The following is a 26,606-nucleotide window of genomic DNA, read 5'->3' as shown; positions in this document are numbered from 1 at the left end:
TGGCCATAGTGCATTGCATTGACTCCTCAGTATTATGTTCCTTTGACTAGCCGCCCGACTTGGTCTTAAGCTGAGACTGCGAAAGACACTTTTATCGCTTTAAGGTAAAATGGGTTTTACGGGTTTTGGCGACCAGGGCTCCATTTTCTTGTTCTCCATATTCAAACCTGAACCAATAATCAGAAGACGGCATAGGTCGGCCGTTAAAAGTACCATCCCAACCTCCAACTGCGTCAAGCTGTTTTAAGAGTTTCCCATAACGGTCAAAAACGAACACCATAGGGTCTTCTAGGGTTTCTATACCCAATACATTCCAAGTTTCATGCATTCCATCACCGTTCGGAGTGAAAAATTTAGGATAGCCTACCACCAAAAATTCAATGGGTTCTGTAGTTCCACACCCGTTTTTGTCATTGATAATAACGGTATTCAATCCTGGTGGAACGTCTAGAAAAACAGGATCATCTTGAAACTCGCCTCCATTAATGGCAAATTCGTAGTCACTGTCACCATCTACAAAAAACTCAATGTTATTCTGGTCAGGGTCTATGGAAAGGTTCGTCTCTAAGATTTCTACTCGATCCAACACTGGTATTCCGTAAAAGGTAATTAATATACCTCCTTCATCTGCAACCGTTAAAGGGGTTCCTGAAGTTGTAGTAATTACGGCAAAATAGCGGCCTGAATTAGGGCTAGTAACCACATATTCAGCACCAAAAGGCCCCGTACCTGTTAAGGTATCATCAATAGTGCCATCATCATCATAATCAACGGTCCAAGCTACGCTTGCGATATCAGCACCTGCAGGAGAATTCAAAGCACTCAAGGTAATATCTGGGTCACCTTCACAGGCTACAATATCAAGCCCTAAAAACTCATCTCTTAGCGTACAATCTATAGCCGTATCTTGATCAGCGTCTACTGAGCTTCCCGTAAATGTGAACATAAAAGACTCTGGGTCACCGTCAAAATTCGTATTGTAATTGTTGATCAGTATATAGTAAATTTCACCGGGTTGCACATCTAACCACTCATCGTAGGTATTTAAACTTTGGGTTACAAAAGGAGCACCTTCCTCACCGCTTATGGGATTGACACCAATTCCGGTAAAGTTGGTATCATTTACTTCATAGTTACAACGAATAGGCTGTGCCGTTCCATTGCTAATATCACCACAATCTACATCGGGGCCATAGACCGCAAAATCCCATTCAGAAGTCACTGTGGTACCCGATACAGGTAAGGCTTCAATATCAAAACCTACCTGGCCGCCAGTACCTGCACGAAAAACAAACCAAGAAGTGTTGTTTTCAATATTTGCAGAGCTATTGCTACCTTTTTCTAAACAACCAGTTTGAAGAATGACTTCCGGATCGAAATCATCAATATCACCAAGACCATCCACATCAGGCATAATAGTAACAAGACCATCTGCACATATGGGTATAGCCGTTCTACAGTCAGCTGAGTTGTTTGATTGAGCGCTTACTGATATCGATAACAGCAGCGTGCAAGAGAGGACACAAAGAAGTGTTCGCATAGATTTAGGGCTAAATAGGGTACAATTCTCTACAGAGTATAACTCCATCAAGCCTGATTTAGTATGTTTTATCGGGAATTTATGCCGTTTATCGATAAACTGCACATGCAAGCCCAATGCTCAACGTCTTAGAGAGAAATGATTGTTGATATACTTGGCTTCGGTTATTTGCCCGTTGGTATCACTATAAGTGAGTTTAAACCAATAATCTGAGGAAGGTAATGGCTTGCCAGCAAAAGTTCCATCCCAGCCTTGGCTATTGGCGGTTAACTGAGCCAAAAGTTTACCAAAACGATCATAAATAAAAACGGATGGATTTTCCAAATTCGAAACGCCGTCTATTTGCCAATAATCATGCATATTATCTCCGTTGGGGGTAAAAAACTTAGGAAAACCTACAACCACAATTTGTTCGGTTACCGATCCACAGCCTCTGATATCATTAACCGTAATCGAGTGCGAGCCCGGCAAAACGTTCTGAAATATGGAGGAGGATTGAAACGCGCCATTGTCGAGACTATATTCCCAGTCGCCCGCTTGTTGTGTGAACACACTCACCGTATTCTCCTCCTGCAGATCTTCAATCTCAATATTAGCAATCACTGGTGGGATTGATACCACGACAGTTACCGCTTGTGTATTTGAACAGCTTAGGCCATTTTGTGTGTTGGTAACTGTAAGCGAATAGGTACCTCCTTGAGTAACGTCAATACTAGATGTCGTTTCACCAGAGTCCCAACTATAAGTATGAAACGGCAGAGCAACAAGAGATCCTATGGTTATGGCTGCCGCACCATCACAGATGAACACCTCAGAAGGAAAGTCTAAAACGGGAGTTTCCAACAAGTTTAGGTGAAATTGTTGCGAGGCATCATAACAATTGGGGTTTATCACTGAAGTTACCCGAACATAAATAGGTATTGAAGCTGCGGGAGTAGACAGTAATTTCGGAAGCGCATTGGCCCCGCTATCGGCATCTGCTAATGTAGGGTGATAACTAACGACAAAATCATCGGGATTTTGACTTCCCAAGGCCTCCGTATCTTTGGCCAATAAATCGACAGTTGTATCGGCAGAGCATACCCCAACATCTGCCAGCGCAAAAACCGTCGGCATAACGGAGAATCCGACCTGGACATCGCTAATAATATTATTTCCTGCTGGTCGTACAACTTCCACCCTATACGTCGCTGTACTGGAAACCGCTAACATAGCGGCATGCTCCCCTACAATGGGTTGAAAACCAGCTCCTGTATCTGTGAACCAATTATAAGTTACAGCGTTGCTTGTGGTAGCGTCTAAGGTAACATGGGCTCCTTCGCAAGCTGAAACGGGAGGTCCTAATAGATTACTAACTATAGAACAATCAAGAGCATCAGTAGGATTGGTAATAAAAATGTTTCCCGAAAATTGAATCGAAAAGCCCGAGTTGGTGTTGCTGAAATTGTTGATGAGCAAATAATAATCCTCTCCTGCTGTTACATCGATCCAATCTTCATATTGAATATTACTAGTATTACCTGTTGGATCTTCACCTACGCCCAAGAAAGCGTCTTGATCTTGATTATCAAAAAAGTTACAACGTATGGGGTCTCCTAAAGAATTACAGTCACTGGCTCTGTACAAAGCAAAATCCCAATCATCGGCACTATCTATGCCGAGATTAAAGCCAAGTTGACCTGAGGCCCCGGTTCTAAAACGGTACCAGGCCGAATTTGACTCAATGGCATTGGTAATGGTTTGTTCCAAACAACCGCTTGTTGCAGCACCGTTGAAATCATCAACACCAAATCCGATCGTTCCACCGTTTGCTGGTGTATTGTTGCAAATAGGTACGGCATTACCACAGTCTGGCGAAACTTGGGCATAGGTATTGGTGACGGCAACACAAAAGATTGCGCTAAAAACAATGCTAAGATGCTTCATTTGTAGGTTAAGCCTCATAAAATATAAAAATAACCCACTCCATTTCTTAACACCAATTTATGTTGTGTAATAGCCTAAATCAGGTATAAAGTGCCATATTATGTATATCTTTGCTGTTCGTAAAAGTCATATTAAATGAAAATTGACAGCACATTGAAAGAGCATTTTGAGGACATGGGAGACGGTCACGTTTCCTCATCCGAAGACACCCCCATGCGTGATGACGCCTTCCTATTGAATGATGAAGAGAAAATCGAACGTATTAAGGAAAATGTTAGGGAGATTATGCTAACTCTTGGCCTTGACCTTGATGATGATAGTTTGAAAGGAACCCCGAATCGGGTTGCGAAAATGTTTGTTGATGAAATTTTTGGAGGTCTTCACCCCGACAGAAAGCCCAAATCGTCAACTTTTGAAAACAAATACAAGTATGGTGAAATGCTGGTGGAGAAAAACATTACGTTGTATTCCACCTGTGAACACCACTTGCTTCCGATAGTGGGGAAAGCGCATATCGCCTATATCTCAAACGGAACTGTTGTTGGACTTTCTAAAATGAATCGTATTGTAGATTACTATGCAAAACGACCTCAGGTACAAGAACGCCTAAATATTCAAATCGTTCGCGAATTGCAAAAAGTCTTGGAGACTGAAGATGTTGCCTGCGTTATTGATGCGAAACACCTTTGTGTAAACTCTAGAGGAATACGCGATATAGATAGCAGCACCGTAACTGCCGAATACGGCGGAAAATTCAAGGAAGAATCGGTGCGTCGCGAATTTTTAGATTACTTGAATTTAGACACCAACTTCTAATCCTTTGCTCCAATAATGCAATTGTACCAAAACCAACAGCTCAAGCTTTATAATTCCCTTTCTGGCAAAAAAGAAATTTTCAAACCCTTGAACGAAGGTCATATCGGTATGTATGTTTGTGGCCCAACGGTTTACAGCAATGTACATTTGGGTAATTGCCGCACGTTTATGTCTTTTGACATGATATTCCGCTACTTCAAACATCTGGGGTACAAAGTGCGATACGTCAGAAATATTACCGATGCTGGGCATTTGGTCGATGATGCGGAAGATGGAGAGGATAAAATTGCCAAAAAAGCACGTCTTGAGCAGTTAGAGCCCATGGAAGTTGTGCAGCGCTATACCGTTGATTTTCACAATATACTTCAAAAGTTCAATTTTCTACCTCCGAGCATAGAACCTACTGCAACGGGCCACATCATTGAGCAAATAGAAATCATCAAAGACATTCTTGAAAAAGGATATGCCTACGAGCAGAATGGCTCGGTATATTTTGACGTTGCCAAATTCAACGAAAGCTATGAATACGGAAAGTTAAGCGGCCGTAAATTGGAAGATATGATTGCCAATACCCGCGAGCTTACCGGTCAAGATGAAAAGAAAAGTCCGCAAGATTTTGCGCTTTGGAAAAGGGCGGAACCCCAACACATTATGCGATGGCCTTCTCCTTGGGGAGACGGTTTTCCGGGTTGGCACTTAGAATGCACCGCAATGAGTACCAAATATCTCGGAGAAACTTTTGATATTCATGGTGGTGGAATGGATTTAAAATTCCCGCATCACGAATGTGAAATCGCACAGGCTGAAGCGAGCAATGGCCATGCACCTGTTCGATATTGGTTGCATGCCAATATGCTTACGATGAACGGCAAAAAAATGGCAAAGTCAACTGGTAACAATATCCTTCCGGGAGAAATCTTTACCGGAGAAAATGACATACTCAGCAAAGCCTTTACCCCTTCGGTAGTGCGGTTCTTTATGATGCAGGCCCACTATACCAGTATCTTAGATTTAAGCAATGATGCCCTTTTGGCCTCTGAAAAGGGGTACAACCGATTGATGGATGCTTTAGATACCCTTGATAAATTAGAAGCAGGCAAGTCGTCAACTTTCGATGTTCGTTCTTGGCAACAAGAGTGTTATGATGCCATGAATGATGATTTCAACACCCCAATATTGATCGCAAAAATGTTCGATGCCGTTAAGCATATAAATTTGATCAAAGAAGGAAATGAAAGTATTACGGCAGCAGATAAATCTACTTTGAAGGGGGTTCTCAGTGCATTCATATTCGACGTCTTAGGACTTGAACGAAAAACAGATGTGGGTACAGGCTCCGATAAGTTAACAGCTGTGGTTGAACTGTTGATTCAATTGCGGAAAGATGCAAGAGACAATAAAGACTTTAGCACCTCAGATAAAATTAGAGACCAATTGTCAGCAATGGGCATTCAATTGAAAGACGGCAAAGAAGGTACCACATTTAGTGTTTCGTGAAGATTTAACCCTGCCATATCTTTACAATAAGAGCTGTTATCACAGATTGAAAAACAATTCAAAAGAAACTGAAACAAGTTCAGCTTAAATGAAAAAAATACTGATAGCTCCTTTTATTTTTCTAGTACGTTTCTATCAGCAAGCGATTTCACCCTATACCCCGGCAACTTGTCGCTACTCCCCCACTTGCTCTCAATACACCGTGGAAGCCTTAAAAAAGCATGGCCTTTTTAAAGGTGGGTGGCTATCGGCAAAGCGGATTTTTAGCTGTAATCCATGGGGTGGAAAAGGATATGACCCGGTTCCTTAAATCTGAATTCCAAGGTGATGAAATCAAATTCCAATTCAGAACATTTGCTGATGACAGCTATAAATTGTTTGCGCTGCTATCTAACTTCTAAAACCGCAGCGGTCTTTGGTCTATTTTAGTATCTTAGCCCTCAAAATAAATCTACATGTACTTTTTAGGAATTACCTGGAATCCGAATGAAACCCTTTTTAGCCTCGGACCCTTGCAAATCAAATATTACAACCTACTTTGGATTGCCGCTTTTGCCATCGGCTGGTTTGTAATGAAGCGAATTTTTACCAACGAAAAGAAAACGGTTGAGCAATTGGATTCGCTTTTTATTTATAGTGTGGTATCGATAATGTTAGGAGCTCGTTTAGGCCATGTTTTCTTTTATGACTGGGCATACTATCAAAATCATTTGTTGGAAATATTGTTGCCGATACGAGAAAGTGCAGGCGGTTCGCTCTTTGGTTTTATTGATGGTTATGAGTTCACTGGTTTTACGGGATTAGCAAGTCATGGTGCTACAATTGGAGCGATTATAGGCATTTATCTCTATGCCAGAAAGCAAGACCTAAAAATGCTTTGGGTCTTAGATAGAGCCGTTGTGGCGTCGGCATTGGGTACTTTTTGCGTGCGTTTAGGCAACTTTTTTAATTCAGAAATCGTTGGAAAACAAGTAGAAGAATCTTTCATTTTTGCCACCCGTTTTGTCAGAGATGGCATCGGACAGTCTAAGGCAATGTCAATTACAAAAGAAAAAACTGTGAACGCGGCTTATGACGCCTTGGTAAACAAGCCTGAGTTCTCTGAATATCTTAAAGACGTGCCTTACAAACATCCAGCTCAATTATATGAAGGGGTTGGATATATAATCATGTTTGTAATTCTATATTATATCTATTGGAAAACCGACAAAAGAAACAAATCGGGCTTCTTATTTGGTACATTTTTGGTCTTACTGTGGGGAATACGCTTCTTAATAGAGTTTGTAAAAGAGACGCAAAACGATTTAGATCAATCCATACTTACCGATATAGGACTGACCATAGGGCAGCTACTAAGCGTTCCTTTCGTTATTATTGGCCTTTACTTTATGTTCCGACCAACTAAAAGTGCTGCGTAGCTAGTTGCCGTTAAGGGCAATCGAATGCTATTCGCTGTGCGAAACTGGTGATTTCTTTGCGCCCTCTGCGGTTAAATTCATAAAGATGAAAGTTGTGAAATATATCGTTTTTTTAAGTATCGTTGGTATGCTCTTGGTTTCTTGTAAAGAAGAACCAAAAAAGGTAATTAAAACAGAACCGATAGCCTTTACGAAGGAAGGTGAGCTCACCATCACCAAGCAAAAGGTAGATACGCTGCTGACCACATTGGATATTGAATTTGCCGAGTCGGAATATGAAACCCAAACCGGCCTGATGTACCGTAAAAGCATGGAAGATCATCAGGGTATGCTTTTTATCTTTCCCGATGAGCGCATGCACTCCTTCTATATGAAGAACACAGAAATTCCTTTAGACATTATATTTCTAAAGGCAGATCTAACCATAGCCAGTTTCCAAGAGAATGCTCAACCCATGAACGAAACAGGGCTCTCTTCAAGAGTGCCTATTCAATATGTGCTAGAGGTAAATGCAGGTCTTGCAGAAAAATGGCTTTTGGAGGTTGGTGATAAAATTGCTTATCATAAAAATTAATGCTTTTGGAAGTACAGGTAAAAGAATCACGCCTTCGCACTTCAAACGGATACCCTATTGCCGTTTCAAAGTTCTTTTGCAATACACCTACCAAACACAGCTTGGTGATTTCCTCTGCCACTGGCGTGCTACAAAAGTATTATGCAAATTTCGCCAACTTTTGTGCTTCAAAAGGAGTTGTGGTCTACACCTTTGATTATGCCGGTATCGGCAAATCAAATTCATCAATTAAGGAGTTAAAAAAATATACGGGAAACCTTATAAGTTGGGGCCAAAATGATCAAGCCGCAATTGTTGCCTTGGCTAAAGAAGAACATCCAGATGCAACCTTGACACTTATGACCCATAGTGTAGGTGGACAAATTCTTGGGTTTAATCCAAATCACGGATTAATTGACAAAGTAATCATGGTTGCCTCTCAAGGTGGGTACTGGAAAGATTTTGAAGGATATCACCAGACTAAAATGTGGTTATTTTGGTACGTTCTAATTCCCCTTCTCACCCCGTTGTTTGGATACTTTCCATCCAAAAAATTAGCTTTGTTTGAAAACCTGCCCAAGAATATGGTATATGAATGGGCTTCCTGGGGAAGGCAGTCATCATATATGATGCATTTCAAGAATGCGGAGTTTCTGTTTGACAAGATCAAGTTACCAATTTTGTCTTGGAGCTTTCCCAAAGATTTTTATGCACCAGAAAAAACCGTGGATTGGTTAGCAGATCAATATAAGAATGCACAAATACAACGAGTGCATTATGCAGAAGAAAAGAAAAGGCAACCGGGGCACTTTGGTTTTTTCAAGACCGCTTTTAAAGAGCTGCTGTGGGAACAAAACCTTCATTGGATTTTTAACGATTCGTTGGTATGAATGATTATCTTCTTACTGGGCAGGAAACAGAACGGCTGCTGTTTCGAAAACTAGAACCCACTGATTTTGACACTTGGTTGGCGTTTCACCAAGATCCATTGAGCACTGCGTTTTGGGAAGGGTTGCCAGAAGACCCGGTGGCTGCTTGCCAACAATGGTTTGACAAAGCGTTTCATCGCTATGACAATAAGCTAGGTGGCATGAATGTACTCGTACATAAAAAAACCAATGAATTTATCGGTCAGTGCGGATTGCTGATGCAGACCGTCGATGGTATTCAAGAACTCGAAATAGGATATTCTATTCTTCCCAAGCATTGGAGACAAGGATATGCAACAGAAGCCGCAAAAAAATGCAAAGCCTTCGCCCAAGAACATAGGCTAACCGCATCGCTAATTTCCATTATTCATGTAGACAATATTCCTTCACAAAAAGTAGCTATAAATAATGGCATGCATCTAGACAAAACCACAGTCTATAATGAAAACCCATCTCATATTTTCAGAATACGTTTATGAGTATACAACACTGGGCCATAAAAATTACGAATGATGCTAATAAATCAAAACTAGTACGTAAACTATTAGGGGGTACCGTTGACGAGTTTTCATTTTTAAATGGTTTGCAGGGCATGCTATTCTCGCCACTGGCCTTGGAAAGATTCATAGATGAAGAAGACCGCCATGACAACAAGATAATTACCCAAGAAACAAGCCAATCGCTTCGTACCATGTCAAGTGGTGAACAGAAAAAAGCACTTCTTAATTATCTATTTGACCAACATACTGATTTTATCATACTCGATAATCCATTTGATAATTTAGATGTTGAATCACAGGAGCAGCTAGTTAATACCTTAGCTGATAGATCTCATCAAACCACATTCATTCAGATTATAAGTCGCAAAGAAGACTTGCTACCATTCATATCGAACTTTGCAAGTTTGAATGCAGACCGCTTGTGTATTCATGACGCTCAAAATAACCTATTTGAAACTAAGGAAAATAGTTCCTTTACCAGGCCTATTCCTGACGCTCTTCAACCAATTGAATTTAAGCATGAGCGGCTTATAGAACTACGTGATGTTACAGTTAGTTTCGAGAATAGAACCATTCTTCGAAACATAAACTGGACTATAAAAAAAGGGGAATTTTGGGAGCTTTCGGGTAAGAATGGTAGTGGAAAAACCACCATATTGTCTATGCTAACTGGGGAGAATCCGAAAGGATACGGACAAGATCTTTTTCTCTTCGGCAAAAAGAAAGGCAGCGGTGAAAGCATCTGGGATATCAAGAAAAAAATCGGCTATTTTACCCCCGCAATGACGATGAAATTTACTGGATATCATACCGTAGAAAACATGCTGATTTCGGGTTTAAATGATTCCATCGGCCTTTATATAAGACCAACTGAATCGCAATTGAGATTGGCAAAAGAATGGCTAAAACTGATTCACTTATGGGATAAGAAGGATCGTCTTTTTCACGAGTTGTCAATGGGCGAAAAACGTTTGATTATGACTACCAGGGCCATGATCAAACACCCGCTACTTCTTATTCTAGACGAACCCACAGCAGGGCTTGACGATACCTCGGCCAGACTACTGGTGGAATTGGTAAACAAAATTGCCCATGAAAGTGATACAACTACCATTTTCGTATCGCATAGAAAGGAACCTGGATTGAAAGCTGATTTCATATACCAACTACAAATGAATGAAAACGGATCAACCGGCCATGTCATCAGCAGAAGCTAAGCCCTATTTAACTTTTTAGCGTTTTAGTCTCACGACAAACTGCCCATATGAACACTGATTCGGGTGCTCAAGATGGTATTTTAGACTACTGCTTTAGGATCTAGTTGCTAAAAAAAAGAGCCGCATGTAAACATGCAGCTCTCTTTAAGACCATACTCTTTGAGTTGGTTATTTGTCTTCCTGTCCTGTTTTGACACTTTTCTTTAAGCTATCAAACATCACGGGTGTTGCAATAAACAAAGACGAGTATGTACCCACAATAATACCGATAATCATGGCAAACATAAATCCTCTCAACGATTCACCTCCGAAAACGAAGATGGCTAAGAGTACCACCAAGGTCGTTAAAGAGGTATTTAAGGTTCTACTTAAAGTACTGTTCAAGGCTAGATTTACATTCTCACCTGAACGCCAACCTTTTTCTCCAATTATCTCACGTATGCGGTCAAAGACTACCACCGTATCGTTCAGAGAGTACCCAATTACCGTTAATATTGCAGCGATAAAAGCTTGATCGATTTCCATGTTAAAGGGCATAATCGTTCCGAAGATCGAGAAGATACCCAACACTATTAATACATCGTGGAATACCGCTGTTACAGCTCCCAATGAAAACTGCCACTTACGGAAACGAATTAAGATGTAGAGGAATACAACCGCAAGTGATCCAATGATCGCCAAGAACGCATTGTTCTTAATATCATCGGCAATGGTTGGACCCACTTTAACCGATTGCATGATACCGATAGCTTTCTCATCGCTACCCACTATGAAATCGGCTTTGCTGGTTTCAGATGGCAAGTATTTTTGTAATGAAGTATAGAGTTTATCTTGAATCTCCTCATCAACCTCAATACCTTCTACATCAACTTTGTATGGCGTTGTAATCTTGATTTGATTCGCTTCACCAAAGGTTTTCACATTGGTACCGCTTCCAAACACATCATTCAATTCCGATGAAATCTCAGAAGGGTTTACTGACTTCTCAAAACGTACTTGATAGGAACGTCCTCCTACAAAATCGACACCTTGTTGCAGTCCCTGTGTAAAAAGAGAAAACAACCCGATAGCCACCAAAACGGCGGAAATGACGTAGGCAATTTTTCGTTTTCCTAAGAAATTAATATTGATATTCTGAAATAGGTTCTTCGTTAAGGCAGTGGAAAAATCTAGTCTTCGACCTTTTCCTGAAATGTACCAGTCTACTAATAACCTTGTAATAAAGATTGCTGTAAAGAGCGAGGTTACGATACCAATTAGTAAGGTGGTTGCGAAGCCTTTAATTGGTCCTGAACCGAATACAAACAAAATCAAGGCCGTAAGACCTGTGGTAACGTTGGCATCAAGAATAGAAGAAAGTGCATTTTCAAAACCATCAGCAACTGCTTGCCCCTTTCCTTTTCCCTTTTTCAGCTCTTCTTTAATACGTTCAAAAATCAGTACGTTGGCATCAACTGACATACCTATAGTCAAAACAATACCAGCGATACCTGGAAGGGTTAATACCGCATCAATGCTTGTAAGCACTCCAAAAATTAGTAGAATATTTAACAGCAAAGCGATATCGGCAAAAAGACCGGCCTTTCCGTAGTAAAAAACCATCCAGACTAGCACTATAGCCATGGCAATCATGAAAGACATCAAACCACTATCAATAGCTTCTTGCCCCAAAGATGGCCCTACAATTTCTGATTGAATGATTTCTGCCCTTGCAGGCAATTTACCTGCTCGCAGTACATTAGCAATATCAGTGGTTTCAGCAACTGTAAAGGTTCCAGTAATTTCAGTTCCTCCACCAGAAATACCACCGACTACTGAACAGCCTGGTGCAGTATAAACCTTGTTATCTAAAACTACAGCAATGCCGGTATTGTTGATATTCGCATCACTGGTTAGTTTCTGCCATAATTTAGCACCTCTAGAGTTCATACTCATGCTAATAGCAGGTTTACCAAACTGATCAAAAGTGTCTCGTGCGTCACTAACAACATCACCGCTTATTCGTGGCGCATTGTCACGATTTGATTTCAGTGCGTACAAATCAATAACCTCTACATCTTCTGTTGCTGGACGTTCCCAAGCGAACTTCGTGAACTGAATATCAGAAGGAAGCAAACGAATAATCTCTGGCATTTTCAAATAGCTATTGATGATAGCTGTATCTTTTACTTGGGCCCTAAACATCGCATTTCTTCCAGGAATTGCTGGAAGTAACTTATCGTATAATGGGTTCACTTGAGTTGCAAGATCTAGAGAATCTGCGGTCACATCAGAGAGTAGTGAATCTAATTCCGATGCTTCTTTGACGGGTTCTGGTTCAGCAGTAGTATCAACAAGTGTTTTTAGCTTCTCATTCGCCTGAATTAAGAAGGTGCTAAAGCTTGTATTATTTGATTCGTATGTTTCCCAAAACTCCAATTGGGCGGTTTGAGAAATCAATGTGATTGCCCGTTTCACATCTTTAGCTCCCGGTAGTTCTACTAGCACTCTACCTGAAGTACCTAAACGTTGTATGTTCGGTTGCGTAACCCCAAAACCATCGATACGTTCTCGCAATACTTCAAAAGCAGAAACTATGGCCTCGTCGATTTTGGTACGAAGAATGGGTTTTACCTCATCATCGCTCATTTGAAAATTCACCTGGTCGCTTAAGCCCTTGTTCGCAAAAATATCTGGGGAAGCCAGTTTGGTATCGCCTTTGATTTCATCAAAGGCCTCAAAGAAAAGATTGAGATACGTATCATCAGAATTCTTCGACAACTCATCAGCATCGGCCAAAGCTTTGTTAAAGACCGGGTTTTTCGAATTATCGGCAAGTCCTTTTAAGATGTCTTTAATTGAAATTTGCAAGGTAACGTTGATACCCCCTTCAAGGTCAAGCCCTTTGTTTAATTGTTTCTTCTTAGCATCGTTGTAGGTGGTGAAACCAAATTGCTTGGTCTGCCCTACAGAATCTAAGTAACTGGCAACCAGTTGGTCTTGTTTTGCCCGTGTTTCAGGGTCGTCAGCATCGGGAATTTGGCGCAGCACATGTGCTCTCGCCTCATCTTCAACCTTATTGGTAATAAATGTAAAGGATAGTTGATAGATACTAACTAACCCAAACAATAAAGCGAAAAGCTTTATAAGTCCTTTATTTTGCATTTTAGTATGTATTTAATTTGACAATATTCTATAGCTGCAAACTAATAAATATCGTTTCTGATTAATTGATATTGCTTATGATGTTTTGTCTAGAATAACCAAAGATTACTACTTCATATGAAGTGATTGAATTCTTTGGTAACTCTATTTATTTTTGGAAGGAAGCTTAGAAAAGCACTTTGTGTATTTACAGACAATATGCTAATTAGCAGGTAGCTATTCCATATGGAGAAGGACCTGCCCTAACTTCTGGAATAGGACGTAAAGTATTGTCAAGCGCAATGGCAATAACCCTATTTACTTTGTAGGCCACTTGTACAATTGCATCGTGCTCAAAGCCAGTCAAGGCATTCAGCGGTAGGATTACCGGATTAGAAAATCGCTTATAATCTTGATTTAATTCGAATGCAAGTTTTCCGTTTACACCAAATCCACCATCGGTTTGTTGCTGAAGATCGGAGATGACCAGACTACAGGTTTCTGGAAGTTGGTCTTTAGGAAAGTTAGGCGGCAGTTGATCTATATCGCTATAGGTCAATGAAAATTCACTATCCTCGGAAAGAAATTCTCCTACGCTAAGAGCATCAATAGCACTATAGTAGCGTATACTTAATTTCGCATCGTCATTTTCTATAATTTCAATATTGACAATACCTAAGGCTTGTAACTTTTTGGTAACTGAAGCCAATACGTCATCATGGGCAGTTGCCGAAGTCATTTCTACATCAGTAAATTGTACTACAATTTGCTGATTAGCAAGTTTGGCCTGCTCTTGATTTAGCCCTATTAAGGCTAGAATAATTATTAGCGTACTGATGTACCATTTTGTATTCATGCGGCAAATATAAAAATAAAGCCTTACTAGGTAGTATATTTTTTACAATATCTATCCTCAGCACCTTTGCTTAGAAAAGAGAAAGCCTTCGTAGTTCATTTACAAAGGCTCTAGCTTTATCTTTTTCTAGGGTAGTTAACTCAACTCTAAAAGGCCATTGGTTTTGGTAACTCCTTCAGCGCTTTCTTGCATTTTCGCTTTCTCTGCGTCACTTAGCGGCACATCCACTATTTTTTCAATGCCGTTTTTACCCAACAACACCGGAACCCCTATACAAATATCATTTAAGCCATACTCTCCTTCAAGATAGGTAGAACAGGGAAACATTTTCTTTTGATCACATGCAATCGCCTGTACCAATGCCGAAACCGCAGCTCCAGGTGCATACCAGGCGCTAGTTCCTAACAAGCCTGTTAAGGTTGCCCCTCCTACCTTGGTATCAGCGGCCACTTGATCTAAACGTTCAGCAGATAAAAATTCAGATACCCGAATACTGTTTCTTGTTGCGTGAGATGTTAAAGGTACCATTCCCTTATCGCTATGTCCGCCAATGACCATTCCGTCAATATCTGAAATTGGGGCTTCCATAGCTTCTGCCAAACGGTATTTGAAACGCGCACTATCTAAAGCACCACCCATACCGATTATTTTGTTCTTGGGAAGATCGGTGGTTTTATGCACCAAATAGGTCATGGTATCCATTGGGTTGCTCACTACGATCAGGGTTACGTTTGGCGAATGCTCAATTAAGCTTGAAGAAACTGTTTTTACAATTCCAGCGTTGATACCGATTAACTCTTCGCGTGTCATACCTGGTTTTCTTGGAATACCAGAAGTAATTACCGCAATATCGCTTCCGGCCGTTTTCGAATAATCGCCTGTAGTGCCAGTGATTTTTGTGTCAAATCCGTTTAATGAGGCGGTTTGCATTAAATCCATCGCCTTTCCTTCGGCATAGCCTTCTTTAATGTCAACAAGAACGACTTCCGAGGCAAAATTTTTGATGGCAATGTACTCTGCGCAACTTGCACCCACAGCTCCTGCCCCTACTACGGTAACTTTCATAAATTATGTGTTTTAATAATTGATTTAAAATTTTCCCAAAAATACAAATTAATAGAGGATAATTCTCGACGAAATGCACTTTTAAATGGGCATTTTAGTGCCTAAAAACATCGATGAAATACCTCTGTTGTTAAAAAAAATTACACTTCAACGAAGAAAATCACAATATTTTACCATACATCGAATTTTAGCAATACCTAATCGACTCGTTACGTTCTAATCACACCAAACCCCGAATCAAACCTACACGATGAAAAAGTTATTTTCATTTTTAGCAATTCTTGGCATTATACTCGCAAGCAATTGTTCACGAATTCCAGAAAACAATGACCCTGTTATTGGAATTTGGTCTAGGCTAGAGGTAAAATCTGTTAGCCAGACCCAAAAAAGCAGTAATCGACAAGAGTGGATATTTAATGATGCTTACCTTGGACGATATCACAGCTATAACAATGGGCAACTAGAAGTATTGACCGATTTTAAATGGGAAGAAGAAGATGGTGTCTATACCATTTCGTATCCTGGATTGGAAAATAGGTTGAATGATGTGGTCACTATGATTGAAGCTAACAACGAAACCATACTTAAAGCAACCGATGGTCACACCCTGGCCACACGCGAATAATAAACGATTAACGCTACTAAAAAACCCTGCTCGAAGTATCGAGCAGGGTTTTATAATTTATAAGGAAAAGTGCTTACTTCGCTAGCTTGCCGTCTTCTGCAAGGAATTCTGTGTAATCTAAAATATACACGCCTAATAAGCTCCATTTAAATTTGTGGTCTGCATACTTTGCCTTGAACTTATCGTTGTCCATAAAAAGCGACTCGAAATGTTCATCAAAGTCTTTTTTAGTCAACCACAATACTTTTTGATCTCCCTTCTTTATGTAGTACGATTTAGCAATACCACCGGCCAACTTCATCCCACCGATACCGATGCTAGAAGTCTGTTTGGCAAAGGGATCAGAATATACCTCAATATACTGACTAAATTTAGGGTTAATCACTTGCATCAAAAATTCTGCCTCTTTCTTTTTGTTCTTTAAAGAAACCATTTGATTGGTATACATGGTGTACCCTTTGTTCAAATATTTTGAAGCATCACTCTTACCCCATTTGGTAGCGTCGTTCATAAAGTTACTCTGTTGCGACAACTTTTCTAAACCAGATGGCGCCATATATAAATCAACAATTTCCTCAGCTTTTACACGAAGTTTTTTGCCATCAGGTTTTATGAATTTGATTTCATTGATCTGACCTTTTTTACGGTCCACATCTTTAATGTCGGCCTCGACTTTTTCACCGCTTTTAAGGGTAACATAGGCCGGTTTTTTTCTTGAATACGAACTGTAGGCTGGATCAAATGCTGCTTGCTTCTCACGTTCTTTTAGATCTTCTTGAGCGAAACAAATCACAGCTGAGAAGAACAACATGGTAAATAACTTTACTTTCATAAAAAAATTGATTTAGGAGTTAATATTAATAATTCCTACAAATAAAAACGTCCGCCAGTTGGCGGACGAATTTTTGTTGTGAAAGTGCTATTTTCTATGCATCAATGTTGGCATAAACCGCATTCTTCTCAATGAATTCTCTTCTCGGAGGTACTTCATCACCCATCAGCATCGAAAATATACGATCTGCTTCGGTTGCATTGTCTATGGTAATTTGACGTAAGGTTCTAAAGTCTGGGTTCATGGTCGTATCCCAAAGTTGCTCTGCGTTCATTTCACCCAAACCTTTATAGCGCTGAATACTTACCCCACCACTATAACTGTTTGCTATCTCATCGCGTTCTTCATCATTCCAGGCATACCGCTTTTTCTGACCCTTTTTAACTAAATACAAAGGAGGTGTCGCAATATACACATGCCCCATTTCAATCAACTCACGCATATATCGGAAGAAGAAGGTTAAAATTAAGGTTTCAATGTGGCTTCCATCAACATCGGCATCACACATGATTACCACTTTATGATAGCGTAGTTTATCAAGATTCAATGCTTTACTATCCTCTTCTGTACCAATGGTAACACCAAGGGCGGTATAGATATTCTTAATCTCTTCATTATCAAATACACGGTGAGGCATGGCCTTCTCTACGTTTAAAATCTTACCACGAAGTGGAAGAATAGCCTGGAAGTTTCTGTCACGCCCTTGTTTAGCCGTACCACCTGCAGAATCACCCTCAACCAAGAAAACTTCACAAATTGCAGGGTCTTGTTCCGAACAATCGGATAGTTTACCAGGTAAGCCCCCAATACTCATTACCGTTTTACGCTGCACCATTTCGCGAGCCTTTGTAGCTGCATGTCTGGCCTGCGCGGCAAGAATAACCTTTTGTACGATCACTTTTGCGTCATCGGGATTTTCCTCTAAATAGTTCGTCAACATTTCAGAAACCGATTGGCTAACTGCCGATGAAACTTCACGGTTACCCAACTTGGTTTTCGTTTGACCTTCAAACTGTGGTTCGGCTACCTTTACCGAAATAATTGCCGTAAGCCCTTCTCGAAAATCATCACCCTGCACATCGAATTTTAGTTTATCCAACATTCCTGAGCTATCGGCGTATTTTTTTAAGGTGCTTGTCAACCCACGACGAAAGCCTGATAAATGGGTTCCGCCTTCGTGTGTATTGATGTTGTTCACATAGGAATGCAAATTCTCTGTATACGAGGTATTATATACCATGGCAACCTCAACAGGTATACCATTCTTTTCACCTTCCATGGAAATAACACTCTGAATCAACTGCTCTCTGTTACCATCTAAAAACTTTACAAATTCCTTCAAACCTTGATCGGAATAAAAAGTTTCAGTAACAAAGCCTGATTCGCTATCCTTATCTTTCTGACGTTTGTCAGTTATTGAAATGGTAACTCCTTTGTTCAGATAGGATAGCTCTCTCATTCTGTTGGAAAGCGTCTCATAGCTGTATTCTATAGTTTGGGTAAATATGGTCGTATCGGGTAAAAAAGTAACCTCAGTACCTCTATCTGTGGTTTCACCCACCGTTTTAACCGGATATAAGGATTTACCGCGTTCATATTCTTGCTCCCAAATTTTACCATCTCTAAAAACAGTAGCTTTTAAGTGTTCCGACAAGGCATTTACACAAGAAACACCAACACCGTGAAGACCACCAGAAACCTTATAAGAATCTTTATCAAATTTACCCCCAGCCCCAATTTTGGTCATGACTACCTCAAGGGCAGAAACACCTTCCTTTTTATGCATTCCAACAGGAATACCTCGACCATTATCTCTTGTCGTTATAGAATTATCTTCGTTGATGGTAACGCTAATGTTGTCACAATGACCTCCCATAGCCTCATCGATGGAGTTATCTACCACCTCATACACCAAGTGGTGCAACCCTCTTACCCCAACATCTCCAATATACATGGATGGCCGCATACGCACATGTTCCATGCCCTCCAGGGCTTGAATGCTGTCGGCAGAATAATTTTTCATCGGGGTATTCTCCTGCGCTTCTTCTTGGCGTTTTTTGTTCTCTTCAGCCTCGTTTTTTGCTTCTTCGCTCATAAATAAATTAGGTTGTATTCATTTAAAATTTTGCAATCTTACAAATATACGGAATACCCTATGGAATATAGTGTTTTGCCAGTTTTTAAAGATTGAAGTTATTAACAATAATTGTGGAAAAAATACAAGGAAAAATCACTGTAGTATAGTGCCGTAATTAGGATAAATTGAAGCGATCAACTACCCAACAAAAGACCCCGCCAAAGGGCGGGGTCAGCTGACTAATTAAAATAAAAACTGAACCTGTATAAACAGGTAATGAAACAGCATCTATTAGCGTACTTGACATGTGGTTTTTGCACATCCCAATTATAATTTAGTAGGCCTCTTCATGAACATTCGCTACAGCTCTTCCTGAAGGATCATTCATGTTTTTGAATGCCTCGTCCCACTCTAAGGCAATTTGTGTACTACAAGCCACTGATGCTTCTTGTGGCACGCATAAGGCAGCCGCATTTGAGGGAAAATGTTCTTCAAATATCGAACGGTAGTAATACTCCTCTTTTGAGGTTGGTGTTTGAATCGGAAATCTAAAGTTGGCATTTTTCAATTGCTCATCGCTTACCTCCCTGTCTACTACCTCCTTTAAAGTATCTATCCAGCTATACCCCACGCCATCGGAGAATTGTTCCTTTTGACGCCATGCTACACTCGCTGGAAGCATATCTTCAAAGGCCTTTCGAACTACCCATTTCTCCATGCGTTCACCATTGATCATTTTATCTTCCGGATTGATACGCATCGCGACATCCATAAATTCTTTATCTAAGAAAGGTACGCGACCTTCAATACCCCAAGCGGCTAAAGATTTATTGGCACGTAGACAATCGTACATGTGCAACTTGCTTAACTTTCGAACGGTTTCTTCGTGAAATTCTTTGTCATTCGGCGCCTTGTGAAAGTAAAGGTACCCGCCAAACAATTCATCTGCCCCTTCTCCAGAAAGTACCATTTTTATACCCATTGATTTGATAACACGAGCCATCAAGTACATGGGGGTAGACGCTCTAATGGTAGTAATATCATAGGTTTCTAAATTGTACACCACGTCTTTGATGGCGTCTAACCCTTCTTGAATGGTAAATTTTATTTCATGATGCACCGTACCGATATGATCCGCTACCTTTTGTGCGGCAGCCAAATCGGGAGAACCATCCAATCCTACCGAAAAAGAATGCAATTGAGGCCACCAGGCATCGGCAGTATCATCTGATTCTATTCGCTTTTGGGCATATTTTTTGGCAATCGCAGAAGTTACCGACGAATCCAAGCCTCCAGACAGTAAAACTCCGTACGGCACATCAGACATTAATTGACGACGCACGGCCGCTTCTAGCGCTTCTTTGACCTCTTGAATACTGGTTTCATTTTCTTTTACGGCATCATATTCCATCCAATCACGAGCATACCACCGCTTTAATTCACCATCTGAACTGTGCAAATAGTGTCCCGGAGGGAATAATTCAATCTTGCTACAAGTGCCTTCCAAAGCCTTCAATTCAGAAGCTACGTAGAAAGTACCGTTTTGATCCCATCCCATATACAAGGGTATGATACCCATATGATCTCGAGCTATAAAATATTCATCCTTCTCGGCATCATAGATTGCAAAACCAAAGATTCCGTTCATCTCATCAATAAAAGAAGGTCCCTTCGCTTGATATAAGGCCAAGATCACTTCACAGTCTGATTGGGTTTGAAAATCATAAGTGCCTTCAAACTGTTTTCTCAATTCACGATGATTATAGATTTCGCCATTGGCCGCTAGTATCAATTTACCATCCGGACTCAGCAAAGGCTGTTTACCCGAAGCTGGGTCTACGATGGCCAATCTTTCATGAGCGAGTATCGCTTTATCATCTGCATAAATCCCACTCCAATCCGGACCACGATGCCTTACCTTTTTCGACATTGCCAACAACTGAGGTCGCAATACTTCTGTGCTCTCTTTCACTTCAAATGCACAAACAATTCCACACATATAACAATTATTTATTTATAATACAAATATTGAATTATACTTTCACTTATCAAACATAAATACCACTATTAGTTACATATTATTACATTAATTAAAATAATTTCTACAAATCCTATGTTTTTAATGTATTTGCGTAAGCGAAACCAATATTCTGTAAGAACTACCGATTTTAACGACTTTTTAGGAGAGAGTCATTGGATTACTCATTAATTTTAACACTTAAATAAATAAACACTATTATGAAAAAAGTTTTCACCATTGCCTTTATGGCAATAGCTATGGTATTTTCAACCGAAGCTGTAGCACAAGATTTTAGCGGAATGGATAAAAGTCCGTTAGACAATGCTTCTTATCCTTCAGACTATAAAGTTTCTGATAAAGTGGTACGTATTACCTACGGTCGCCCGCAGCTTAAAGGACGTGCCTTAGCGGAACTAGCTCCAGCAGGAAAAGTATGGAGAACTGGTGCTAATGAAGCTCCTGAAATCACATTTTACAAGGATGTTAACTTTGGCGGCAAGGATGTGAAAGCGGGCACCTATGCCTTGTTATCAGTACCTGGTGATAAAGAATGGACGATAATTTTACATAGCAACTTGAACCAATGGGGTTCTTATTTCTATAAAGACGAAGCCTCAGATGTAGCTCGCGTTAGCGCGGGTGTTAGCACAGGTGACAAATCTTTGGAGGCTTTTTCTATAGCGTTCAAAGAAGTCGATGGTGGAGTACATATGGTTATGGGTTGGGATAAAACCCGAGTTGCCGTACCAATTACAATGTAATATTCCTTTACTATTACTACTAGAAAAGCCGAAATCAAAAGTGATTTCGGCTTTTCCTTTATCGATCTGTTTTTAGCGCAAATGCATTGCTTAGCGCACTTCACCACCAATATAGGTCTGTTCGGCCATAACAGTAGGAATTTCTTTGGCCGGAATGGTCATTAGGTCCTTGTCATAAATGGTAAAATCGGCAAATTTACCGACCTCAATACTTCCTTTTTCATGTTCCTCAAAATTCGAATAGGCTGCCCAAATGGTCATGCCCCTCAAGGCTTCCTCGCGGCTAAGGGCATCTTGCATTTGGAAACCGCCATCGGGAAATGCCTCCGTATCTTTTCTAGTAACCGCTGCATAAAAAGTCAAAAACGGGCTCACTTGCTCCACCGGAAAATCTGTTCCCAAAGCGACTTTGCCAGCTTTGTTTAATAACCGCTTAAAAGCATATGCATCTTTGACCCGATCTTCTCCCAAACGGTCTTCAGCCCAATACATATCGCTAGTGGCATGCGTGGGTTGAATAGATGGAATCACTCCGTTTTTGAAATAATCAAAATCGATAGCATCTAAGACCTGAGCATGTTCCACTTTCCAACGCCGGTCTTCTCTCCCTTGCAAAGCCTTTGCATAGGTTCGCAATACGACTGCATTTGCAGAATCTCCAATAGCGTGGGTATTCATTTGGTATTCTGAAATAGCGATACGGCGAGCCAGATCTTCTATTTCATCTACCGAAGTTACCATGGCACCATAATGTCCCTTTTTGTCGGTATACGGTTGTTTCAAGACTGCTCCCCTAGAACCCAAAGCCCCATCGCCATAAACTTTAACCGATCGCACATTAAGTCTTTCTGTTTTTACGGGACCTTGATATAAATAGTGTTCTAAATTCTCAGGAGTATTACTTACCATGGCATAGACACGAATAGCTAATTCGCCTCGCTGCTGCAGACTATCGATAAGTTCAATGGTTGCGCGATCAATTCCTGCATCGTTTACTGTAGTCAAACCATAATTCATACAGATTCGCTCCGCATCTTTCAAAGCCTGTACTTTGGCTTCAAGAGTAGGTACAGGCATAACAGCATCAACCAGTCGCATAGGATTATCAATAAGTACTCCAGTGATACCTGAATAACCATCGGTCCATTTTTTTACGATTTCTCCACCTTCGACTTTGGTGTCCCATCTGATTCCAGCCTTATCTAAGGCAGCTTGATTCACCAAGTAGGCATGACCATCAATGCGTTCTAAGGCTACAGGAGTATCAGGAAAAAGTTCGTCCAATTCTTTTTTGGTCGGGAACTCTTTAACCTCCCAATCATTTTGGTCCCATCCGTCACCAAGGATGAAATCTTTTTGGTGTTCTCTCTGAAACTGTTGGACGCGCTCTAACACTTCTTCGAAGCTTTTTGTACCCACCAAATCAACTTCTTGTTGTTTCAGCCCCATGCCGTAAAAATGACAATGCGCATCTATTAATCCGGGTGTAATGGTTCTACCGTCTGCATCTACAATTTGATTTGCTGTATAGGTCTTTCGTATTTCTTCCGATGTTCCTACTGCAACAAACTTTCCTTTGTTAACGGCAAAAGCTTGAGCTTTTGAAAAGTTCTCATCTACGGTATACACATTGGCGTTGACAACTACCATGTCTACCTCTTCTTTTAAAAACTCGCAACTTGCGAAAAGCAATACTGCGAGCAGTACTGGTATTTTTTTCATTTTGGCCGGTTTTGAATCGACCAAAAATAAGGAAATAAATATGGAAATGAATCGCTTAAACAAAACCCTTTTTCCTAAAAAAATGTCATTCAAGTTAGCCTAGTAACCCGAATGACATTTCTATTTTTTTTGAACGTAAGCCAAATAGTGCCTACGATTCTTTATTGTGGCGAAATACTTTTAACTCCTGTGATTTGCATCGTACCGTTACTTGGTGAAGTACTGGTACCAGAAATCGTGCTGCCTTTTGCTTCTAGAGCCACAGACACCGTCTCTCCCTCTACATTGATTGTAAATGTAATCTTGTTTCCTTTTACTACAATGTTCTCTCCATTTACAGCACCTGAACTAAGCTGTACCTGTGTTTTATAAGATTCGCCCTGTTTAACTATCATTAAAAACCCCTTTTCATAACCTTCAGGTGCACCTGCAACGGTATACTCCCAACCGCCGATTAAATCATTTTTAACGCTAATGGGCGTAGTGCTAGCTTCTGAATTTGCCCATATTTCGTTTGGGGCACAAATAAGAGCAAAAGCCATTAGCAAAAACCCAGCTATTTTTTTTGTAGAATTTTTCATGTTTGTTTTTTTAAAGGATGTTCGTCTATCTATTTGTAAAAGTAAGAATTATTTTATTTGATGGCGCCAGGCACAACTCTCGAGTATAGCTTTTAAAGTCGGCCCTGTACCACCGCTAATAGTCTAAAACAAAATCAATGCCAAGTTCGCCTCAAACCACTTAGAGTACTCTGACAGACCTCAGCAAGCTGCTTTGAAAAGGTTTGTTAGCTTTGCTATTAAATTTCCGAGCATGGCAAGCAAACAAGATTTTACCTTAATAGGTGCAGGCATTATGTCTGCAACGCTTGGCGTATTACTTAAACAATTGATACCCCATGCAAAAATCACCATCTATGAGCGATTAGACAAAGTAGCTGCTGAAAGCTCAGACGCCTGGAATAATGCTGGTACCGGGCATTCCGCTTTTTGCGAACTGAATTACACTCCCGAAGATGAAAAGGGAAGTATCGATATTTCCAAGGCGTTACGAATTAGTGAGTCTTTCGAAATCTCAAAGCAGTTTTGGGCATACCTTGTAAAACAGGGCCTTGTCGAAACCAACATACCCTTTATTAACGATATCGATCATATGAGTTTTGTTTTCGGTGAAGACAATCAAACTTTTCTAAAAAAAAGATACGATGCGCTAACGAATTATGCCATGTTTGCTGATATGGTTCATTCCGATGATTTTGAAGAAATTAGCTTGTGGGTTCCCCTAATGATGGAAGGAAGAGACCCCAATGAAAGAATTGCCGCCACTCGGATGCCAATTGGTACTGATGTAAATTTTGGTGTTGTAACCCGAAAAATGATCGGATATTTGGAAAGTTGTGATGATGTGGAGCTTCATTTAGGTCATCAGGTGGAAGATATTAATAAAAGAGATGATGGCTGCTGGGAAATAGCACTAACCGACCTCGGTACCGACGAAGAGAAAACCATTCTGAGCAAGTTTGTTTTTATTGGGGCCGGAGGAGGAGCACTTAAACTTCTAGAAAAATCTGATATCCCAGAAGGAGAAGGTTATGGTGGTTTTCCGGTCAGTGGACAATTCTTGAAATGCAACAACCCTGAAACCGTTTTACGGCATGAAGCCAAAGTATATGGCAAAGCCGAAGAAGGTTCGCCACCCATGTCAGTACCTCACTTAGATACGCGTATGTTGAATGGGGAACGTTCATTGTTGTTTGGACCGTATGCGGGCTTCTCAACAAAATTCCTTAAAAACGGTTCATACCTCGACCTGCCCTTATCCTTAGATGCACATAACATCTATCCTATGGTCGCAGCAGGAATCAATAATATTTCGCTCACCAAATATTTGATTGAACAGGTGTTACTATCTCCCGAAGAAAAGTTTGAAGCTTTGCTACGGTACTATCCGGAAGCTAAATTTGAAGATTGGGAATTGATTACCGCAGGGCAACGGGTTCAAATCATCAAAAAAGATAAAAAGGAGGGCGGTAAACTTCAATTCGGAACCGAGATAGTGGCGAGTTCAGACAAATCTCTTGCCGCTTTATTAGGTGCTTCTCCCGGCGCTTCCACGGCCGTTTCGATTATGTTGAATCTCCTACACAAATGCTTTCCTGAGGAACTAAACTCACAGCAATGGCAATCAAAATTGACTGAAATGATTCCCTGTTATGGCAAGTCGTTGATAACAGACGGAGAGCTATGCAAGAAAACAAGGGCGTATTCTACCGCTGTCCTAAAATTGGAAGACCTAGGTTAATTTGAAAGACGAAGCCCTTCTCCTTTTTCAAGGAGCGAGCTGTCAAAATTACTTTCGCGAACGAGGCCTTTTCTGCTCTTTCATCTTGACATAAATCAGTTTCTTGCGACCTTTTGAATCTTCACGCCGTTCTACTTCAATAGCTTTTATAGATTGAAAAAGAGGCGTTAGTTTTTGAAAACCATAATTTCGAGAGTCAAAATTTGGCTGTTTCTTTTGCAGCAAGCTACCTACATCACCTAAAAAAGCCCAACCATCGTCGTCAGCTAAATCCCCAATTGTAGTAGCAATCAAACGCAGTTGCTTTGATGTAATTTTATCAAATTTGTCTGCTTCTTTCGATTTTTCCTCAGAATCGACGGCATCATCTTGCGTCTGGTTTTTTAGGATCTCGATATAAATGAATTTATCACAGGCTACAATAAAAGGATCTGGGGTCTTCTTCTCCCCAATGCCGAATACTTGCATGCCCGCCTCGCGGAGTCGCGTTGCCAATCTTGTAAAATCACTGTCGCTGCTTACCAAACAAAAGCCATTGACCTTGCCTGAATAAAGAATATCCATCGCATCAATAATCATGGCAGAATCGGTCGCATTTTTTCCTTGGGTGTAACCGTATTGCTGTATGGGCGTAATAGCGTTTTCTAGCAATACTGTTTTCCATTTGTTTAGACGGGGGTTGGTCCAATCACCATAAATGCGTTTGATGGTAGGGTTGCCATATTTGGCGATTTCCTCCATCATTTCTTTTACATAGGCCGAGGGGATGTTATCACCGTCAATAAGTACTGCTAGATTTAAATCCATAGTCAATAATTGGTTTTCTGC

At 40.5% G+C, this 26,606-nt stretch carries 22 protein-coding genes; 11 read left to right on the top strand and 11 right to left on the bottom strand.

The window, feature by feature from the left end:
• Positions 1–91: 91 nt before the first annotated feature.
• The gene (locus ABJN95_RS18730) at positions 92–1,540 is read right to left on the bottom strand and encodes a T9SS type B sorting domain-containing protein (RefSeq protein WP_348372700.1); all 1,449 of its coding nucleotides are present in this window, start codon (positions 1,538–1,540) and stop codon (positions 92–94) included.
• Positions 1,541–1,660: 120 nt separating this feature from the next.
• Positions 1,661–3,466 (bottom strand): T9SS type B sorting domain-containing protein, encoded by a 1,806-nt coding sequence (locus ABJN95_RS18725; protein ID WP_348372699.1) that lies wholly within the window; start codon positions 3,464–3,466, stop codon positions 1,661–1,663.
• A 135-nt stretch (positions 3,467–3,601) separates the two neighbouring features.
• On the opposite strand from ABJN95_RS18725, the gene folE reads away from it, so the two are divergent.
• From folE to ABJN95_RS18685, 8 genes are all read left to right on the top strand, one after another.
• Positions 3,602–4,282, top strand: coding sequence for a GTP cyclohydrolase I FolE (gene folE / locus ABJN95_RS18720; protein WP_348372698.1), 681 nt, complete (start codon positions 3,602–3,604; stop codon positions 4,280–4,282).
• A gap of 15 nt (positions 4,283–4,297) precedes the next feature.
• Positions 4,298–5,779 (top strand): cysteine--tRNA ligase, encoded by a 1,482-nt coding sequence (gene cysS, locus ABJN95_RS18715; RefSeq protein ID WP_348372696.1) that lies wholly within the window; start codon positions 4,298–4,300, stop codon positions 5,777–5,779.
• Positions 5,780–5,867: 88 nt separating this feature from the next.
• Entirely contained in the window at positions 5,868–6,089 is a 222-nt protein-coding gene (gene yidD / locus ABJN95_RS18710) for a membrane protein insertion efficiency factor YidD (RefSeq protein WP_348372695.1), read from the top strand.
• A gap of 145 nt (positions 6,090–6,234) precedes the next feature.
• Complete coding sequence (lgt, locus tag ABJN95_RS18705; protein ID WP_348372693.1) at positions 6,235–7,197, top strand: prolipoprotein diacylglyceryl transferase; 963 nt, start codon at positions 6,235–6,237, stop codon at positions 7,195–7,197.
• A gap of 85 nt (positions 7,198–7,282) precedes the next feature.
• Positions 7,283–7,771, top strand: a complete 489-nt coding sequence (locus ABJN95_RS18700; protein WP_348372691.1) for a DUF192 domain-containing protein — start codon at positions 7,283–7,285, stop codon at positions 7,769–7,771.
• A gap of 5 nt (positions 7,772–7,776) precedes the next feature.
• Positions 7,777–8,640 (top strand): alpha/beta hydrolase, encoded by an 864-nt coding sequence (locus ABJN95_RS18695; RefSeq protein WP_348372690.1) that lies wholly within the window; start codon positions 7,777–7,779, stop codon positions 8,638–8,640.
• Entirely contained in the window at positions 8,637–9,158 is a 522-nt protein-coding gene (locus ABJN95_RS18690) for a GNAT family N-acetyltransferase (protein ID WP_348372688.1), read from the top strand. Before ABJN95_RS18695 ends, ABJN95_RS18690 begins: the two co-directional genes overlap by 4 nt.
• A complete protein-coding gene (locus ABJN95_RS18685) occupies positions 9,155–10,396 on the top strand; it encodes an ATP-binding cassette domain-containing protein (RefSeq protein WP_348372686.1) in 1,242 nt (413 codons plus the stop codon). The genes ABJN95_RS18690 and ABJN95_RS18685 overlap by 4 nt, the downstream gene beginning before the upstream one ends.
• 168 nt (positions 10,397–10,564) lie before the next feature.
• Here ABJN95_RS18685 and secDF read toward each other — a convergent pair whose 3' ends face one another.
• The 3 genes from secDF to ABJN95_RS18670 form a co-directional block, all read right to left on the bottom strand.
• Positions 10,565–13,540: a protein translocase subunit SecDF gene (gene secDF, locus ABJN95_RS18680; protein ID WP_348372684.1), complete on the bottom strand. Its 2,976-nt coding sequence runs from the start codon at positions 13,538–13,540 to the stop codon at positions 10,565–10,567.
• 205 nt (positions 13,541–13,745) lie between these two features.
• Positions 13,746–14,375, bottom strand: a complete 630-nt coding sequence (locus tag ABJN95_RS18675) for a hypothetical protein (protein WP_348372683.1) — start codon at positions 14,373–14,375, stop codon at positions 13,746–13,748.
• A 135-nt stretch (positions 14,376–14,510) separates the two neighbouring features.
• A complete protein-coding gene (locus ABJN95_RS18670; RefSeq protein ID WP_348372681.1) occupies positions 14,511–15,440 on the bottom strand; it encodes a malate dehydrogenase in 930 nt (309 codons plus the stop codon).
• 250 nt (positions 15,441–15,690) lie between these two features.
• On the opposite strand from ABJN95_RS18670, the gene ABJN95_RS18665 reads away from it, so the two are divergent.
• On the top strand, positions 15,691–16,065 hold the full coding sequence (locus tag ABJN95_RS18665; RefSeq protein ID WP_348372679.1) for a hypothetical protein: 375 nt from the start codon (positions 15,691–15,693) through the stop codon (positions 16,063–16,065).
• A gap of 73 nt (positions 16,066–16,138) precedes the next feature.
• Here the strand turns inward: ABJN95_RS18665 and ABJN95_RS18660 are convergent, their stop codons facing one another.
• From ABJN95_RS18660 to asnB, 3 genes are all read right to left on the bottom strand, one after another.
• Positions 16,139–16,897, bottom strand: a complete 759-nt coding sequence (locus ABJN95_RS18660) for a hypothetical protein (protein WP_348372678.1) — start codon at positions 16,895–16,897, stop codon at positions 16,139–16,141.
• Between the two features lie 94 nt (positions 16,898–16,991).
• Entirely contained in the window at positions 16,992–18,920 is a 1,929-nt protein-coding gene (gene gyrB / locus ABJN95_RS18655; protein ID WP_348373221.1) for a DNA topoisomerase (ATP-hydrolyzing) subunit B, read from the bottom strand.
• Positions 18,921–19,308: 388 nt separating this feature from the next.
• Positions 19,309–20,973, bottom strand: coding sequence for an asparagine synthase B (gene asnB, locus ABJN95_RS18650; protein WP_348372676.1), 1,665 nt, complete (start codon positions 20,971–20,973; stop codon positions 19,309–19,311).
• Between the two features lie 239 nt (positions 20,974–21,212).
• Here asnB and ABJN95_RS18645 point away from each other — a divergent pair, with 239 nt between their 5' ends.
• On the top strand, positions 21,213–21,755 hold the full coding sequence (locus tag ABJN95_RS18645; RefSeq protein WP_348372674.1) for a DUF2911 domain-containing protein: 543 nt from the start codon (positions 21,213–21,215) through the stop codon (positions 21,753–21,755).
• 90 nt (positions 21,756–21,845) lie between these two features.
• Here the strand turns inward: ABJN95_RS18645 and ABJN95_RS18640 are convergent, their stop codons facing one another.
• Both ABJN95_RS18640 and ABJN95_RS18635 read right to left on the bottom strand, forming a co-directional pair.
• Positions 21,846–23,477 (bottom strand): amidohydrolase, encoded by a 1,632-nt coding sequence (locus ABJN95_RS18640; RefSeq protein WP_348372673.1) that lies wholly within the window; start codon positions 23,475–23,477, stop codon positions 21,846–21,848.
• Between the two features lie 161 nt (positions 23,478–23,638).
• Positions 23,639–24,058 (bottom strand): hypothetical protein, encoded by a 420-nt coding sequence (locus tag ABJN95_RS18635; protein ID WP_348372671.1) that lies wholly within the window; start codon positions 24,056–24,058, stop codon positions 23,639–23,641.
• Between the two features lie 232 nt (positions 24,059–24,290).
• Between ABJN95_RS18635 and mqo the strand changes: the two genes are divergently transcribed.
• On the top strand, positions 24,291–25,778 hold the full coding sequence (gene mqo / locus ABJN95_RS18630) for a malate dehydrogenase (quinone) (RefSeq protein ID WP_348372670.1): 1,488 nt from the start codon (positions 24,291–24,293) through the stop codon (positions 25,776–25,778).
• 48 nt (positions 25,779–25,826) lie between these two features.
• Here mqo and ABJN95_RS18625 read toward each other — a convergent pair whose 3' ends face one another.
• Positions 25,827–26,585 carry an NYN domain-containing protein gene (locus ABJN95_RS18625; RefSeq protein ID WP_348372668.1) on the bottom strand — a complete coding sequence of 253 codons (759 nt, stop codon included), beginning with the start codon at positions 26,583–26,585 and terminating at the stop codon, positions 25,827–25,829.
• Between the last annotated feature and the right edge of the window lie 21 nt (positions 26,586–26,606).

The organism is Maribacter sp., assembly GCF_039974175.1.
GTDB lineage: Bacteria > Bacteroidota > Bacteroidia > Flavobacteriales > Flavobacteriaceae > Maribacter_C.
The sequence above is the reverse complement of the archived record's forward strand: the minus strand, read 5'-3'. Positions and strand labels throughout refer to the sequence as shown.